This window comes from Floridaenema fluviatile BLCC-F154, assembly GCF_041929135.1.
GTDB lineage: Bacteria > Cyanobacteriota > Cyanobacteriia > Cyanobacteriales > Aerosakkonemataceae > Floridanema > Floridanema fluviatile.
Genome location: NZ_JBHFNS010000041.1, coordinates 107,176 through 122,477, shown reverse-complemented (window position 1 = coordinate 122,477; position 15,302 = coordinate 107,176). Strand labels below are relative to the sequence as shown.

Annotated in this window: 13 protein-coding genes and 1 pseudogene; 7 read left to right on the top strand and 7 right to left on the bottom strand. The window is 40.6% G+C overall.

All coding sequences use genetic code 11. The features are described 5' to 3' along the window. Positions 1 to 140: pseudogene (locus tag ACE1B6_RS09495) on the bottom strand (photosystem II D2 protein (photosystem q(a) protein)); the annotation flags it as partial. A 411-nt stretch (positions 141 to 551) separates the two neighbouring features. Between ACE1B6_RS09495 and ACE1B6_RS09490 the strand changes: the two are divergent. The 4 genes from ACE1B6_RS09490 (at position 552) to ACE1B6_RS09475 (ending at position 4,097) form a co-directional block, all read left to right on the top strand. After that, positions 552 to 1,127, top strand: coding sequence for a photosystem I assembly protein Ycf4 (locus ACE1B6_RS09490; RefSeq protein WP_459562992.1), 576 nt, complete (start codon positions 552 to 554; stop codon positions 1,125 to 1,127). A 44-nt stretch (positions 1,128 to 1,171) separates the two neighbouring features. Then, positions 1,172 to 1,900 carry a peptidylprolyl isomerase gene (locus ACE1B6_RS09485; protein WP_413257014.1) on the top strand — a complete coding sequence of 243 codons (729 nt, stop codon included), beginning with the start codon at positions 1,172 to 1,174 and terminating at the stop codon, positions 1,898 to 1,900. 147 nt (positions 1,901 to 2,047) lie between these two features. Further along, entirely contained in the window at positions 2,048 to 3,307 is a 1,260-nt protein-coding gene (locus tag ACE1B6_RS09480) for a beta-ketoacyl-ACP synthase (protein WP_413257013.1), read from the top strand. 82 nt (positions 3,308 to 3,389) lie between these two features. Next, positions 3,390 to 4,097, top strand: coding sequence for a Uma2 family endonuclease (locus ACE1B6_RS09475; RefSeq protein WP_413257012.1), 708 nt, complete (start codon positions 3,390 to 3,392; stop codon positions 4,095 to 4,097). Positions 4,098 to 4,216: 119 nt separating this feature from the next. On the opposite strand, the gene ACE1B6_RS09470 is transcribed toward ACE1B6_RS09475, so the two are convergent. After that, complete coding sequence (locus ACE1B6_RS09470) at positions 4,217 to 4,813, bottom strand: Uma2 family endonuclease (RefSeq protein ID WP_413257011.1); 597 nt, start codon at positions 4,811 to 4,813, stop codon at positions 4,217 to 4,219. A gap of 97 nt (positions 4,814 to 4,910) precedes the next feature. Between ACE1B6_RS09470 and ACE1B6_RS09465 the strand changes: the two genes are divergently transcribed. Then, the gene (locus tag ACE1B6_RS09465) at positions 4,911 to 5,480 is read left to right on the top strand and encodes a Uma2 family endonuclease (RefSeq protein WP_413257010.1); all 570 of its coding nucleotides are present in this window, start codon (positions 4,911 to 4,913) and stop codon (positions 5,478 to 5,480) included. An 11-nt stretch (positions 5,481 to 5,491) separates the two neighbouring features. On the opposite strand, the gene ACE1B6_RS09460 is transcribed toward ACE1B6_RS09465, so the two are convergent. From ACE1B6_RS09460 to ACE1B6_RS09445, 4 genes are all read right to left on the bottom strand, one after another. After that, positions 5,492 to 6,889, bottom strand: coding sequence for a hypothetical protein (locus tag ACE1B6_RS09460; protein ID WP_413257009.1), 1,398 nt, complete (start codon positions 6,887 to 6,889; stop codon positions 5,492 to 5,494). Positions 6,890 to 6,892: 3 nt separating this feature from the next. Beyond that, positions 6,893 to 7,306 carry a hypothetical protein gene (locus ACE1B6_RS09455; RefSeq protein WP_413257008.1) on the bottom strand — a complete coding sequence of 138 codons (414 nt, stop codon included), beginning with the start codon at positions 7,304 to 7,306 and terminating at the stop codon, positions 6,893 to 6,895. Positions 7,307 to 7,311: 5 nt separating this feature from the next. Beyond that, positions 7,312 to 9,777: a CHAT domain-containing protein gene (locus ACE1B6_RS09450; protein ID WP_413257007.1), complete on the bottom strand. Its 2,466-nt coding sequence runs from the start codon at positions 9,775 to 9,777 to the stop codon at positions 7,312 to 7,314. A gap of 731 nt (positions 9,778 to 10,508) precedes the next feature. Beyond that, the gene (locus tag ACE1B6_RS09445) at positions 10,509 to 11,528 is read right to left on the bottom strand and encodes a hypothetical protein (protein WP_413257006.1); all 1,020 of its coding nucleotides are present in this window, start codon (positions 11,526 to 11,528) and stop codon (positions 10,509 to 10,511) included. Positions 11,529 to 11,871: 343 nt separating this feature from the next. Between ACE1B6_RS09445 and ACE1B6_RS09440 the strand changes: the two genes are divergently transcribed. After that, entirely contained in the window at positions 11,872 to 12,954 is a 1,083-nt protein-coding gene (locus tag ACE1B6_RS09440) for an ATP-binding protein (RefSeq protein ID WP_413257005.1), read from the top strand. 217 nt (positions 12,955 to 13,171) lie between these two features. Continuing rightward, complete coding sequence (locus ACE1B6_RS09435; RefSeq protein WP_413257004.1) at positions 13,172 to 14,713, top strand: FAD-dependent oxidoreductase; 1,542 nt, start codon at positions 13,172 to 13,174, stop codon at positions 14,711 to 14,713. Here ACE1B6_RS09435 and ACE1B6_RS09430 read toward each other — a convergent pair. After that, on the bottom strand, positions 14,710 to 15,192 hold the full coding sequence (locus ACE1B6_RS09430; RefSeq protein ID WP_413257003.1) for a KTSC domain-containing protein: 483 nt from the start codon (positions 15,190 to 15,192) through the stop codon (positions 14,710 to 14,712). The genes ACE1B6_RS09435 and ACE1B6_RS09430 overlap by 4 nt on opposite strands. Between the last annotated feature and the right edge of the window lie 110 nt (positions 15,193 to 15,302).

Here is a 15,302-nt window from a genome sequence, read left to right as displayed (position 1 = left end):
CCGCCTAGTGCTAGGTATGCACAGGGGAATAGCAGTATTCCAGACCAGCCGATGAATACGAACCGATCGCGCTTGAGCCAGTCATCGAGGACATCAAACCATCCTCTTTCTGCTGGGGCACGTCCGACTGCTATGGTCATTTCAAACCCTCTTGCCTGATTAAAACTGGGAGGTTTTTAAGTAAGTTAACATAACTATATATTAATTTGTTGCCAAAATTAGCAAAGTTCATAAATTTTAGTTACGAGATTGACTGGCGTAAAGGCGATGAAGAGTGCGAAACTAAAGGACTGGACAGTAGTGCCAGAGGGCAGAGGGTAGAAAGCTGAATTCAGAAGGCTTTAATCAGCTTTTACAAAGCTTTTTTAGCTTTTTTGAACTCTGTAGTTCCTTTTGCCTCACCTATCCTGGGTAGGAATAGAGTCAACAGTGGCTCAGAAAACTGAGAACCGGAAAGCTCTTTTTCTTCCAATTTTTTTAATAATTAAGCTGGGCTAGTAATTTCCCTTTGGGCATTGAAATAGCTGAGTTAGTCAGAGATAATTTTGTTAATCACAGCCATGACCACAAAAACAATTTCCTCAAGCGATCGCATTCTCCGCCAAGAAATTCTAGGTGCGCGTCGGATCAGCAATTATTTGTTAGCGACAGCAGTTTCGATCGGCGGTGTCGGTTTTCTTTTAGCTGGACTCTCCAGTTATTTACACAAAAATCTCTTGCTCTTTAGCGATCCTTCTCAACTAGTATTTGTCCCTCAAGGAATCGCAATGGGATTTTATGGGGTTGCGGGATCGCTATTAGCAACCTACCTCTGGCTGATGATTATCTTAGATGTAGGCAGCGGATATAACGAATTTAATCGGGAAACCGGATTTGTAAAAATTTTCCGTTGGGGTTTTCCCGGAAAAAATCGGCAAATTGAGGTAGGCTGTAGAATTGAAGATGTCCAAGCAATTCGAGTTGAGATCAAAGAAGGTTTGAATCCGCGTCGTGCTCTTTATTTGCGAATTAAAGGACGCAGGGATGTACCTTTAACTAGAGTGGGACAACCTTTATCTTTAGCAGAAGTAGAAAACCAAGGGGCTGAGCTAGCACGCTTTTTGGCAGTACCACTTGAAGGGTTATGATTGTAATCTTGGCTTTGGAAATTTAGTTGACTATCTAACTGAAAATGCAAATAAAATTTTCGCGCTGGTTAGTCTCACTGATAATTGTTGGTGGATTATTTCTCGGAGGATGTACATCCCCAGAAGTTTCTTCTCAGACTTCGGAAAACTCATCAACAACTACCCCTGTATCTGTTACTCAAGCAAACAATCCTCAAATGAATAATTTACCCCGGTTAGAAGGAAACGCTACTGTAGTTATGGTGGTAAACGGTTCTCCGATTACGATCGAAATTGATGGCAATAATGCCCCCATTACTGGTGGTAATTTTGTAGATCTCGTAGAACGGGGTTTTTACAATGGTCTAACTTTTCATCGAGTAGTTAAAAGCCCTGAACCTTTCGTCGCGCAAGGAGGAGATCCTCAAGGTACCGGAATGGGAGGATTTGTCGATCCTGAAACTAAAAGACCGCGCAATGTTCCTTTAGAAATTAAATTAAAAGGTCAGGATCAACCGAGCTATGGTAAAGCTGTAGGCAGACAAGCAGGATATTCCGATCCTCAAGTTCTGTTAAATCACAAGAAAGGGGCTATTGCGATGGCTCGCTCTCAAGCTCCAGATTCTGCTTCTTCTCAGTTCTATTTTGCTCTCTCCGATATAGACTTTCTTGATGGTGACTATGCCGTGTTTGGTTATGTGACTGAGGGAATGGATGTGGTAGAAGGAATTAAACAGGGCGATAAAATTGAGTCGGCTAAGGTAACTAAAGGCGCAGAGAATCTGAAAAAATAGTTTTTTTGTCATTTGTCATTTGTCATTTGTGAGAAGCTGAAAAACTAGTTTTCTGGTTAAGTATCAAGGACGCAAATCTAGCAGTTATCTTCAGAAACCGAGTTTCTGCTTTAGTCCTGCTGACAAATGACTTATGACAAATAACTAATGAATGTAAAGATTTTTATCACTGGCATCGGTTTTTTCTCAGCTTTGGGTGATTTGGATTCTAGCTGGCGAAGTTTGTTAGCAGGTAAATCTGCGATTCAGTTGCGTCAACCTTTTGTGGAACTAAAACCACGACCTTTGGCAATGATTGGCGATCGACCAACCGAACTGCTAACTTTAACTCAGCAAGTTGTAGAATCTGCCTTAAAAGATGCCGGACTAAACCCACCTTTACCAAATTGTGGCGTAGTAATCGGCTCAAGCCGCAGTCAACAAGCACGCTGGGAAGAGTTCGTGCGGGAGAGCAGAGGAGCAGGGGAGCAAGAAAACTTTGGGAGGGCGGGTTTTGTTTTTAACTCTTCTGCTGTGAACACAGATTTATCTGCTAAACCCGCCCCTACAAGTGAAAACTCTCCCAGTCCCCAGTCCCCAGTCCCCAGCCCCCAGTCCCCTTGGCTTGAAAGTTTGCCAAATATGGCGGCGATTTGTGCCGCAAGGCAAATTGGGGCGACTGGGGCGGTTTTAGCACCAATGGCGGCTTGTGCTACGGGAATTTGGGCGTTAGCGCAGGGTTTTGAGTTAATTCAATCTGGGCAATGTCAGCGAGTCATTGCAGGTGCGGTAGAAACACCAATTACGCCTTTGACTTTGACAGGTTTTCAGCAGATGGGCGCTTTAGCTCAAACGGGCGCTTATCCTTTCGATAAACAGCGGGAAGGTTTGGTTTTAGGAGAAGGTGGGGCGGTTTTGGTTTTGGAAACTGCGGAATTAGCTAGAGAGCGAGGGGCAAAGGTTTACGGCGAAGTTTTGGGTTTTGGCTTGACAGCAGATGCTTTTCATGCTAATGCGCCAGAAGTTGGGGGGAAAAGTGCAATTTATGCAGTTAAACAATGTTTAGAACGGAGCAATCTTGCGCCAATTGATATTAATTATATTCATGCTCATGGTACTGGGACAGTTTTGAACGATCGCAATGAAGCACAATTAATTAATTATTTGTTTCCCCAAAATGTAGCAGTGAGTTCGACAAAAGGCGCAACTGGGCATACATTGGGAGCGTCGGGAGTTTTGGGAGTTGCTTTTTGTTTGTTGGGGTTGCGCGATCGTATTTTACCCCCTTGTGTAGGTTTAAGAGAATCAGAATTTGATTTGAATTTGGTGAGGGTAGCGCGATCGAGCGAAATACAGAATTTGCTGTGTTTTAGTTTCGGTTTTGGCGGACAAAATGCGGTGATGGCATTAGGAAAATTTAACAGATAGGGGAAAGTTTGACAGGCAAGATGCCTGTCCTACGAGAATATTTCAGGCAAAATAAAAGAAACACCTCAACAGAGGTAAAACTATGGTAAAAATTCCTACCAGACAAGAGATTATTTATCCCGAAAGAGATGGAAACCCCATGTCAGATAATACAAAACAGTTCCGTTGGATTACCACAATTCAAGGCGGACTGGATGGACTTTTTCGGGACGATCCAAATGTTTTTGTCGCGGGAGATTTGCTTTGGTATCCCGTTGAAGGCGATAATAAAACTCGCTGTGCTCCTGATGCAATGGTTGTATTTGGTAGACCAAAAGGTGACAGAGGTTCTTATCTACAATGGCGAGAAGATAATATTGCGCCGCAAGTAGTTTTTGAGGTACTTTCGCCAGGAAATACTTTAACGGAAATGGCTAAGAAGTTGGCATTTTATGACCGCTATGGTGTGGAGGAATATTATCTTTACGATCCTGATAAAGTAGATTTAAGTGGTTGGGTGCGTTCTTCTAGCAATGGGAGATTAGAGGTAATTGATTCGATCGCTAATTGGGTAAGTCCAAGATTAGGAATTAGGTTTGACTTAAGTGGTGAAGAATTGCAAATTTTTGCACCTTCGGGACAACGATTTGCTACTTATGTGGAATTACAAATAGCGAGGGAAGAAGAACAAAGGCAAAAGGAAATAGCACAAACTAGAGCAGAAGAAGCAGAAGCTTTGTTGGAAGCAGAAAGACAAAGAGTGCAAGCGTTAGAGGCGCGTTTGCGAGAATTGGGTATTGAACCTGAATGATACCAAATCTGGGTTAGTTAGCGATTGAAATCGCAGCTACACAAACAAAGTCCGCCTACGCGGACTAAAGAATCTAAAAAACGTCCTATCCTTGTACTTTTTGAGTGATTAGTTAAAAGCTAATTCTGAAGTGCTTGTTGAAAGGTTTTGATAGCATCAACATGATTTACCATATTAATACAACGTTGCAACAAATCTAGATCGATTCCTTTAACTTCTTCGCTATTAGAAACCTTTTCATAATAAACTTTATTCCCTTCTTCCCGCAGGTGATAAACTTCTAAAACTCCATCTTCCCAGAACCAAACTTCTTCAATTTTCAGCCGCTTGTATGCTTCTAATTTGTTAATACCGCCACTGGAAAAGACTACTTCGATCGCTAAATCAGGACGCACTCTACCAGCAGCAAGTTTATAAGATTCATCCGCCTCTCGCTTCACAGCAGCTGTTTCATTTTCCAAAGTCATTGAGCCAGTTGGAGTAAAATCAAATCCTGCTATCAAAAGGTAGTGTTCTAACAATGCGCCGATTCTTTGTTTAATGATTTCTTGTGCTTCTCCTGACCTTCTTCGGATCTCCAAAACTCCATCTAGGAAAGAAAGTCGATAGCCTGGACGATCTAAGAGTTGCTCAACTGCTTTAAACTCTCGCCAGGTGAGTCCTTCAAATAAAAGGGGGGATTCTTTTGGGGGTGTTGCGATCGTTCCAAGTGTCATTTGAGTGTCCGTTTGTTTCCAGATGTTAAATTAAAATTAAACTCAAAACTATTTCATTATACTATTAATATTAGCCCCAATAATAAGGAGTTTTGTTATGAGTTATGCGGCAGATCGAGGAGTACATTGGACTACCGCAGACATAGACCTTTTACCAGAAAATGAGGGGACGCGCTATGAAATTGTGGATGGGGATTTGTTTATGACGAGAGCGCCTCATTGGAAACATCAACGTACTTGTTTTAATGTTTGTCAGGAAATTGAAATTTGGTCACGTTCTAGCGGTTTAGGACAAGCTACTATCAATGCAGGAGTGTTATTTAGTGAATCAGATGATGTGATTCCTGATGTGGTTTGGGCGAGTAATGAAAGATTGACTTTGCTGTTAGATGAAGCTGGGCATTTGACTGGTGCGCCTGAGTTGGTGGTAGAGGTTTTGTCTGCTGGTACAACTAATGAACGACGGGATAAAGAGGCAAAATTAAAACTTTACGCATCGCGGGGAGTTGAAGAGTATTGGATTGCTGATTGGCGATCGCAAAAAGTAGAGGTTTATCGAAGAGAAAACGCCAGGTTGGTGTTAGTGGCAACTTTGATGAATGATGATGAAATTAGTTCGCCTTTATTGCCTGGTTTTAGTTGTATTGTGTCGAGGTTTTTTCTTTAGGGATTGGGGGTTTAACGGTGAAAGCGACGCAGGAAGAGGAGGGTTAACAGAGTGGCGATCGCACCTACACTTAAACTGCCAAAAAAGACACCAACGGGGTGTTTAGCTAAAGGAGGTTGGGCGAGGACTACGGCTGAGGTAACTTGGCTGGTGGCTAGTCCTATACCTGCGGCGGCTACGGTTTTGTTTAGGGTGCGATCGCTTGCGGTTTGGCGAATGTTGCTGGTACCTTCTAGGGTACGAATGAGATTTTCTAGTAAGGTTAATCCGGTGTTCAAGCTGGTATAGTCGGCTTCTACTTGTCGCAAATAGCGTTCTTTGGCAAAGTCACCAAATTCTACTAAAAAGCTTAAATCTTTTTGCGGGTTTTTATCTTTTTCTGTTAGTCTTTTTAGGCGTTCTTGATAATTTTCAATGTTAATGTTTAGGGTGCGGCTTTGGGCGTTTAATTTATCTAAATCTATCGCATACCGAGCCAGTGTATTGAAAGTATTATTTAGGGTTGTTTCTAATTGTTTTAAATCTGATTGTGTTGGCTGAATTTGTTGATTGACGGGAACAATAACGCTGATGGAATTTTTCACAAAGAGATAATCGTTTTTTAGGGCAGTTTTGGGTTTGTGGCTTTGGGCGTAAGACCAAATAATTTTATGGCGATAATGAAAGAGGCGGATTAAATCAAAATAAATATCTGCCATTGTTTGGCGAATGGTATCAATTGAAATGTGATGAGGAAATAGCCATATTTGCAAATGTTCGCTCTCTTCTTTCAGGTTTTCCCAATTAGTAGGAAACCGCCATAGTTCAAAAACGGCTGCGCCTAAATAATTACCTTTGCCCCAAAAGTCTCGATTCCAATCGGGTTGATTAAACATTTGATTATAACATTTTTGAGCGACAAATTCAAGCTTTTCTGGCTCTTTAATTTCTTGGTTTAGTTGTGTCCACATCAGCCAAGTTTGACCAATTTTTCCCCTGACGTTTTCTCCGCCGAGATGTTGCAAAATTGTCTGTTTTCTTTGGGTTAAAATGTCGATGTTTTGGGGCGTATTATTGAGGATTTCTTTGCCGTCAGCGTAAGCACCAGAACAATCAACTTGCAGGGCGTAAGTATCGCCTAACTGGAGAGGATAGTAATAACCATCGAGGGGAAGTTCAAAAATTTCTACTTGCTCTTTTTCTAGGAGTTGAACAAAACTGGCTTCGGCTTTTTCTGGCTTGGCGAGTTCTTCTAGAAATGTTTGATCTAGGGTTTTTCCCGAAATATTGTGTTGGGGATTGTTATAGACTTTTTGCCAAAATTCCCGGCGATTTTGTTTGATTTCTTCCTCAGCTTGACCTAACCCTTCTCGGAGGTCGTAGAGAAAGAGGTCAAGGGTAGGATAAATTAATTTAATCGCTTCATTCATGGGTTAAAGGATGGGGATTGATGGCAGCATATAAAGAATTTCTGGGATTTGTTTTGCTGCGGTTACTGGGTCGGTGGCATTCAAAACTTTATCGGCAATTTCTAATAGTTTATCATCGCTTAAGTCAACAGAAATATTTTCAATTTCCTGGGCGCGATTTTCTGCTGCTTCATTTACTTTTGGTTTTGGGCCTTGTTTTTGTATTGCTGCTGGGTTGAGCAAGGCTTGGCGGTTTTTTTGGTAATATTCATTGAAGGTGGAATCACTTTTGGCTAAGGTATCGAGTTGAGCGATTCTATCAGAAAGTGCCTCGCTTATTTGGTGTAATTCTGTGGTTTGTGCTTCTGGTAAAGGGGTGTTTTGTTGATACAAAGCAACCAGGAATGCTTTAAGGGTAATTTTAGCAGAAGGTTTCATAGAATTTAGGCTTGACCCGTAATTGTAAAAGCTGACCAATGGTAAGGATGGGTAAAAGGTTGTTGGTCTACTTCCATTGTATTCGCTCGGTTAAGGGCATCTTCTAAGAGTAAACGCAGGTTCCTATCTGCATCGGCGGGGAGGGATGCTAAGGTTTGGGCATAAAAGCTTTGGATATCACCCCAAGTTGCCTGTCGTAACCATTTTTGGGCTGTTTTCAGGGCGGCGGGTTCGGGTTCTCCTTGCCGCAAAAGGTTGTAAAATTTCATCATTATCAAGGCACTGGCTTCTGATTCCACCGTCCACAGGGTACTGACGACGTAGGTAACTTTGCGACTGAGAAATCCGCTGACGAGTCCGATGTATTCGGTGGTGATGCTTTGGTTGCCTGTGATGGCGGTTTCGCAAGCTGCAAGGCAGACGAGTCGGAAGGGATGAAGGGGGATTTGGAATATTTCTTCTAGGGTAAGTGTATCTTTGCCGCTGAGGGCTAAATAGGATTTTTTCGGTTGGAAAAAGTCATATTCTCCATGTCCGGTGAAGTGAAAGATGGTGTAAGGTGAGGCGAGGGCGGTTTTGATGGCTTGGGCAGTAGCGGCGTTGTCACTGAGGCGTTGGGGATTTTCAAAGAGTTGGGATATTGCGGTTGATTGAATTTCGGCGTACTCTAATTCTTTAAAACCTTGGCTGTTGGGATGTTCTACGCTGAAAAGTTTGTGTTGTTTTTCTGGGTTTTTCCCCTGTGTGATTAACCCAATTTTGGCACTGGGTAAATAGGTAATAGTGAATTTATCGGCAAACAGGGCGTGAAGGGGAAAGCGGTGTAAGTCGCGGTGGGGAATTAAGATTAAATGGGTGATTCCGGTTAGGGTGGATTCAATTTTTGGGATGTGGAGAATTTCAATTAGTTGCTGTAACTTTTCGGGTAAGTTATCGCGCCAGTTGGATGTTTTTTCTGTTTCGGATTTCTTACCTTTGCCATATTCGGCGTATTGTTGATTCCAATCTTTCACCCATTTTTCAAATTTTTCTAGGCGGTTGAGAAAGTCGGTTTCTGGGGTTTCTAAGGTTTTTGGGGTTTCTCCATGTTTAAGAATAAATGTAGTTAAGGCGGCGGGGCTGAGATGCCAGTAAACTATGGCGGTTGTGGGCTGCAAAAGTTGTTGAATTTCGGCATAGTTGGGAAATGCAATTTCATCGCTATAGGCATAGAGTAGCCAAGTGAGGCAGGCATTTTTTCCAGCTTCTGCGGTTTCTAATGCTGGGATGATTTGCCCTGATTGGATGGCGATATCAACGGTTAATTGTTGGAAGCTGGCAAATTTGAGGGCGAGTTGTTCTTTCTTCCCCTGGCTTTTCGATTCATCTATTAAACGTCGCAATAAATCTGTGCCATCTCGTTTTAATTGTTCTGCTTCCGGGGTTCGCCTTAAGCTTAACAATGCTTTGATTAAATCTTGCAAAACCTCTAAATGCAGTTCGGGAAAAGCATCTGAAGTTAGGGTTTTGAGTGCTTGATTATAACTGGTGACGGCTTGAGAGTTTTTTCTTTGGAAATAATGAGCTTTGCCAATGGCATGATTTAATTCTCCCCAGCCTTGAGGGTGTGTTTCTTGGGGGCAATGTTTCAACCCTTCTTGATAACATAACAACTTCCCTTCATAACCACGCTGATTCAAGGTTGGATTAGGTAATACAACAGGAGATAGGGGAAATTGCATCTGTAAAATGGTAGCTGCTTGGGAATAATAGTGAAGTGAATTTCCCGCTGCAATTCCCCGGTTAATCCAGGCATCGTGTTTGTCAGGTTTAATCGCCAAAGCTTTGTCATAAGATGCGATCGCTTCTTCAATTCGTCCTAAGTCATCTAGCGCATATCCCCGGTTATACCAGGCTTCGTGAGCGTCAGGTTTAATTGCCAAAGCTTTGTCATAAGATGCGATCGCACCCTGAAAATCCCCTTTCATCAACAGCTGATTACCTTGCTCAAACCATACCTCTGCATCATCTGTTGTGACATCTGCCTCGATCACTTCACCCGAAGGAACATCATCTAATTGGGGTACTTGCGCCAGTAACCGCTTACCCATTTCCCCCGCTACTTTTCCCAATTCCTTACCGTAAACTTCACCCAGCAACACCATTCGCCGCGCCAACTCCTGATGCTGTTCCGGTGTCGCCTGCAAATTTTCCGCAAAGCGATGTAACCAAGCAATTAATTCCGCATCGTCAATGCGTTTTCCAATTAAAAAGCCAAAAGTATCCCCCCGACTCCACCCTTGATTCACCCCTTCCAGCAGTTCGCTAAATATCACTTCATACTCAAGATCCGTCCGCTGGGGTTTACTTGTCTTCGCTTCCACAGGTGGTAAAGAATTTTCCTCACTCCCCCTTGGCGGAGAGGTTGTTCTCCCAATCCCCAATAAGCGCCGAAAAAACTGTTGGATTCTCCGCCAAAATCGCCGCAGCATTGCTGGTATCCTTGCACCGCTCTTTATTTGTGATTGTAGCGAATTTTAGATTTTGGTAAAAAGTTAACAAAAGGGTTTTGGCTTTCCCCAAAATTCCTGTTATTCAAATGATGTTTTTGGCAATTTAATTTGTGTATTAATTTTTGTAGGGGCGAAGCATTTGGGCGACAATTTTGTGGGGAATCACCAATTTATGTTTCCAAATGCTTCGCCCTGTCTTGGCGACAATTTTGTGGGGAATCATCAATTTATATTCCAAATGTTTCGCCCTGTTTTGGCGACAAATTTTCGCCTTGTCTTGGCGCAAGAATTAAGTAGATATAGGTTGTCTGTGGGGGCTGGGCGAAGCATTCGGATTGTTTTATTTTGGTTGTGTTTTATAAATTGTCACCCGAATGCTTCGCCCCTACAGGGAAATTGTGAAGAAGTAAGTTGCGATCGTAACTTTAATAACTTAACTATTCTTGAATTTGTTTAGTTATCATTCGTAGGGTGCGTCAGAACTAAAAATTACTGTTACTTGCCCAAATTTTTCTGTCTGACGCACCCTACAAACCACTTGTTTTGGTGCAATATTTAAGTAGATATAGGTTGTCTGTGGGGGCTGGGCGAAGCATTCGGATTGTTTTATTTTGGTTGTGTTTTATAAATTGTCGCCCGAATGCTTCGCCCCTACAGAAAAATGGTGAAGGTATTGTGAGGAAAATTGGGTTTCTTCAATGCCTGAACAATTACCTTGGTGGACTACTGGTGCAACCTGCATCCTCTAACTTTTTCTTGGTTTCAGCATTAAAATACCAAGTATTAAGCGGTGCTGGATTAACTAAATAGTTTTCCGTCTGCGATTTAATTACCTCTCCTTCTCCGGTTGATTCTTCTAGGGTAAACACATTGTTTGGTGTGGTAATTTTTTTCCCGGACACTGTACCAATATTCACATATTGAGAATTTTCGGCAATCCCCACTACACAAACTTTATTAGCAGTATAAGAGGGCCAAATTGAAAAACTTATTTCTGTTGGTTGGGTTCGCGCTGCCCAATCCATATCTCGCCAATATCCTAAAAATGGGGCTATACTACGGTTAGTTTTCGCCCAGGCTTGTCTGAAAGTTGCGATTTGTTGTTGTTGGGTGCGATCGAAATTTTCTAAGCGATTAATCAGTTGGGTAGCAATATTTCGAGGAAATCCATTTTCAACTAAACAACTAACTTGTCTACAAGACAATGTTGGTTCTGCACTATTATCATTAATAGTCATTCTCCAATTACCATTAACAATTTTCCACTTACCATTCTCGCTCTTTATGGGAACAGTTGCCCCATTTTGAGCGATTAGATAGCTGACAATAGCATAGTTATCGATAATAAAAACATTCTCCACCGAACCCCAGCCGCGTACTAAGTTCAGAACTGCGGAAACATCTTCAGCATTAGCTTGTTGAAGTTTGGTATTTTGCTGCTGTTTTTCAGATGTTATTATTGGCGTGTAAAACTGCTTTTCTGACTCAATGAAATCTACTTGCGGAAATTCTAAATTAGCTTTTTTAAATAACCTCTGGGATTGTGCTAAAACTGATAACGAACTAGCACTCAAAATTGTTAAAATTACTGTGAAAGTAAGTAGCGATCGCTCCTTCATAAATCCCAACCCCCATTCCTGACATCCAAATTCATAGCAAATAGGAAATTTATCTACATCGGTAATTTCTCGGAACTTTAGGATTTGCAATCTGAAGAAAAGCGATCGCACTCCCCTAACCTCCAAAATTTCATTTAGTTTGAGTTGTCGAGTTTAGCATATTAGTTGGCGATCGCCCTAAGCAGCTAACCTGATAGTTGAGAAAATAACAAATCAATACATACGCTTTAAATTGTTATAAAGAAATTGTTTTACAAAACTTTACTTTAATTAAAATTAAGACATTTCCCAACGTTACTGATTTTTGCGGATAAATTTTTGAGCTTAGTAACAAGTTAACCAAGAAATAATACTTAATTTTCTTTAAGATCCGCTAAAGAGTCTGACTATTTAATACATCTGCCGTAGGATAGAATTATGCTATTAGTATGCCTTAAAGAGCAGGTAACTTATTATGGAACTGGAAGTGCATCAATTTATTTCCTATTTTGAGCCAGCACAAGCATCACATTTATGCCAAATGGCTATTGTGGAAAAATATACCGAACAAGAGGTTGTCTTTGAAGAGGACGATGTTCCTGATTATTTATATTTAGTTTTAGAAGGACAAGTGGAGTTTAGAAAAAGAACAACTTGTGATAAGTATCATGTGATTGCTGTAGCTAAACAAAATGAATTTTTTGGGGAATTTGGGGTTTTGGATGGACAACCGCGCAGTGCTCAGGCGATCGCATACACAGACACAGTTTTAGCCAAAATTCCGCGCACTCAGTTAATGGAAATATTAGATAATACAAAAGGTTATGTAATACTCAAACTGTTAAGTTATATTATCCGTCATCTCCGTGCTACCACTGCACAGTATGTTAATCAAATGATCTATCAAGAGAAAATGGCTTTAATTGGAGAGATGGTTAATACCATTATTCATGATTTTAGAAGTCCGGTAACAGGCATTCAACTAGCCAGCGCCATGTTAAAAGAAACTCATCCTGATGAAGAAACAATTGAATGGTGCGATATCATTCAAGCACAAGTTAAACGAATGTTGGGAATGGCGGAAGAGGCGTTAGAATTCGCTGGTGGTAATGCAGTTTTAAAGAAACAACCTATTAAGCTAACTTCATTATTAGATCAGTTTGAAAAGCTGAATCGAATTTATTTCAAAGATGCTCATGTAAATTTCAAATTTAATGTACCAGAAATAATGGTGAATGTTGATGAAAATAAATTGATGCGAGTTTTGCAAAACTTAGTTAGTAATGCTGTAGAAGCTTTTAAGGGTAATGGTGGTTGTATCGAAGTAACTGCTAATAATAATGCCAAGTTTGTCGAAATTCAAATAGGCGATAATGGCCCAGGAATACCAGAAGCGATTAGGGATAATTTATTCGATCCTTTTGTAACTCATGGGAAACGAGGAGGCACAGGATTGGGAACTGCGATCGCTAAATCAATTATTGAAGCACATGAAGGAGAAGTCTCTTTTCAAACTAACTGCCAAGGTACTACTTTCTACATTTACTTACCAAAGTAATTAGATAATACTAACGGTTAATTTAGATAATTGTAGCGACTGCTAACCTTGTCGGTTATAATGCTTTTTGTTGGGCTAACTGAAAATAATTACTTATCAAAGCTATAAATAATTCTTAAGAAAAAAGGGCAGATACACATTGATCTGCCCTAGAAACAGAGCAATCACACTCTTAATTAAGTTTAGTACAATAGCGTTAGCAATCGGTCTGTTTTTTATGAATCTAACTGAAGAAATTCTTAGCCAAATTCCCGGAAATGCTTTAGAAGGATTACGCCGAGTCGATCGCCTTTGGCAATCCTTGAAAGAAAATACATTACCCATACCACAATTAGTCAAACAAAGTGAGTTACCATTAGGAACATTAGACTGGGATGTGGTAATTTGTGGCGGTACTTTAGGAATTTTAATTGGTGCGTCTTTAGCAAATTTAGGTTGGCGAGTCGCTTTAATTGAACGGGGAATTTTGCGGGGAAGAGATCAAGAATGGAACATTTCTCGCAAAGAGTTAGAGGTTTTTGTCCAGTTAAATCTGCTGACGGAAGCGGAATTGGAAAAGGCGATCGCAACTCAATACAACCCCGCAAGAGTCGGCTTTTTAGGTGGTAAAGATATCTGGGTAACAGACATTCTCAATATCGGTGTCGATCCCGTTTATCTCCTAGAGACTCTCAAATTAAAATTTCTCGCTGCTGGCGGTAAACTCTTGGAAAATTCACCTTTTCAAGGTGCAGTGATTCACCCAGATGGGATATTAGTAGAAGCAAGTGAAACTTTAAAAACTCGATTATTAATTGATGCAATGGGCAATTTTTCTCCCATTGTACAACAAGCGAGACAAGGAGAAAAACCGGATAGTGTTTGTTTAGTAGTGGGAACTTGCGCTAAAGGTTTTCCTGAGAATAAAACTGGAGATTTAATCTATTCTTTCACGCCTTTGGAAAATCAATGCCAATATTTTTGGGAAGCTTTTCCCGCTAGAGATGGGAGAACAACTTATATGTTTACTTACTTGGATGCAGATCCCAAACGTCCAAGTTTAGAAGAGTTTTTTAGCGAATATTTGCGGCTTTTACCAGAATATCAGAAAGTAGAATTATCGCAGTTAGAATTTGTCAGAGCATTGTTTGGTTTCTTTCCCAGTTATCGCCAAAGTCCGGTTAAAATGCTTTTCGATCGCATTTTACCAGCGGGAGATAGTAGCGGTGCACAATCTCCTTTAAGTTTTGGTGGATTTGGTGCAATGGTGCGTCATTTACAGAGGTTAACTAATGGGATTCATCAGGCGTTGGAGTGCGATCGTCTAACTCAAAATGACTTATCATTATTACAACCATATCAACCAAATTTAGCCGTAACTTGGTTATTTCAACGCACCATGAGTGTAGGAATAAATCAAAAAGTTGCACCCGAACAAATTAACCAATTACTATCAGCAGTATTTCTCGAAATGGAAAATCTCGGAGATTCAGTACTTAAACCTTTTCTCCAAGACGTAGTGCAGTTTTTCGCTTTAACCAAAGCTTTATTAAAAACCCAACTTTCTCACCCAGAAATAGTAATTAAAATTATCCCCCAAGTTGGGATATTAGCCTTAATTGATTGGTTGGTACATTACTTTAATTTAGCAGTCTATTCAGGCTTAAATCAATTAGGTGCAATTATCCAGCCTTGGGTAAAAGAATTACCACCAGTACCAAAATATTACCTGCAACGATGGATTGATGCGTGGAAATATGGTTCTGGTGGTGATTATTAAGCAGTTTTTAACTGAGAAACAGGCTGGTAATTTTCGGCTTTTACTACCGGATTTTTAGCATAAACAACTGTATATGTTTCCATCACAGTTCCATCATCTAAACAATGACTGGGATAATGTCCTTTGATTTCCTTGTTGTAAAACTTGCCTTTGGAATCAGAGTTTAGGAAACGTTCCCAAGTTTCCTTTTCTACATCATCATATTGATAAACTGAACCGCTACTAAACTCGATTTGCAAGACTTTTCTTTGTTTATCATATCCCATTGCTGATGCCATAGTAGAAGTAACTGGCAACATTGGAATTTCTGCTTCTTCGTTCGCTATTTCGGCAAGTTTTTGCATTCCTTCATAAGCATCTACAGGCGCAGTAACTTCCAAATATTCCATTTGATTACCGCGATCGATCAACAATCCTAAATGTTCGTCTTCATAACCAACAGCTACGACATTTTTTAAATCAATATTGATTAGCTTCATTGCCAACTCTCCTGCCAATCTTAAAAGATATTTGAGCTTTAGTATATATGTACTATGATTATAGCAAAAAAATTTTCCTGTTGGTTGTAGTAGAGACGTTGTATACAACG

Bases quoted from the DNA above. Each gene is read 5' to 3' on its own strand.
- ACE1B6_RS09480 (WP_413257013.1), top strand. From the start codon at position 2,048: ATGAATGTAAAGATTTTTATCACTGGCATCGGTTTTTTCTCAGCTTTG.
- ACE1B6_RS09465 (WP_413257010.1), top strand. From the start codon at position 4,911: ATGAGTTATGCGGCAGATCGAGGAGTACATTGGACTACCGCAGACATA.
- ACE1B6_RS09450 (WP_413257007.1), bottom strand. From the start codon at position 9,777: ATGCTGCGGCGATTTTGGCGGAGAATCCAACAGTTTTTTCGGCGCTTA.
- ACE1B6_RS09485 (WP_413257014.1), top strand. From the start codon at position 1,172: ATGCAAATAAAATTTTCGCGCTGGTTAGTCTCACTGATAATTGTTGGT.
- ACE1B6_RS09470 (WP_413257011.1), bottom strand. From the start codon at position 4,813: ATGACACTTGGAACGATCGCAACACCCCCAAAAGAATCCCCCCTTTTA.
- ACE1B6_RS09460 (WP_413257009.1), bottom strand. From the start codon at position 6,889: ATGAATGAAGCGATTAAATTAATTTATCCTACCCTTGACCTCTTTCTC.
- ACE1B6_RS09475 (WP_413257012.1), top strand. From the start codon at position 3,390: ATGGTAAAAATTCCTACCAGACAAGAGATTATTTATCCCGAAAGAGAT.
- ACE1B6_RS09455 (WP_413257008.1), bottom strand. From the start codon at position 7,306: ATGAAACCTTCTGCTAAAATTACCCTTAAAGCATTCCTGGTTGCTTTG.
- ACE1B6_RS09430 (WP_413257003.1), bottom strand. From the start codon at position 15,192: ATGAAGCTAATCAATATTGATTTAAAAAATGTCGTAGCTGTTGGTTAT.
- ACE1B6_RS09440 (WP_413257005.1), top strand. From the start codon at position 11,872: ATGGAACTGGAAGTGCATCAATTTATTTCCTATTTTGAGCCAGCACAA.
- ACE1B6_RS09435 (WP_413257004.1), top strand. From the start codon at position 13,172: ATGAATCTAACTGAAGAAATTCTTAGCCAAATTCCCGGAAATGCTTTA.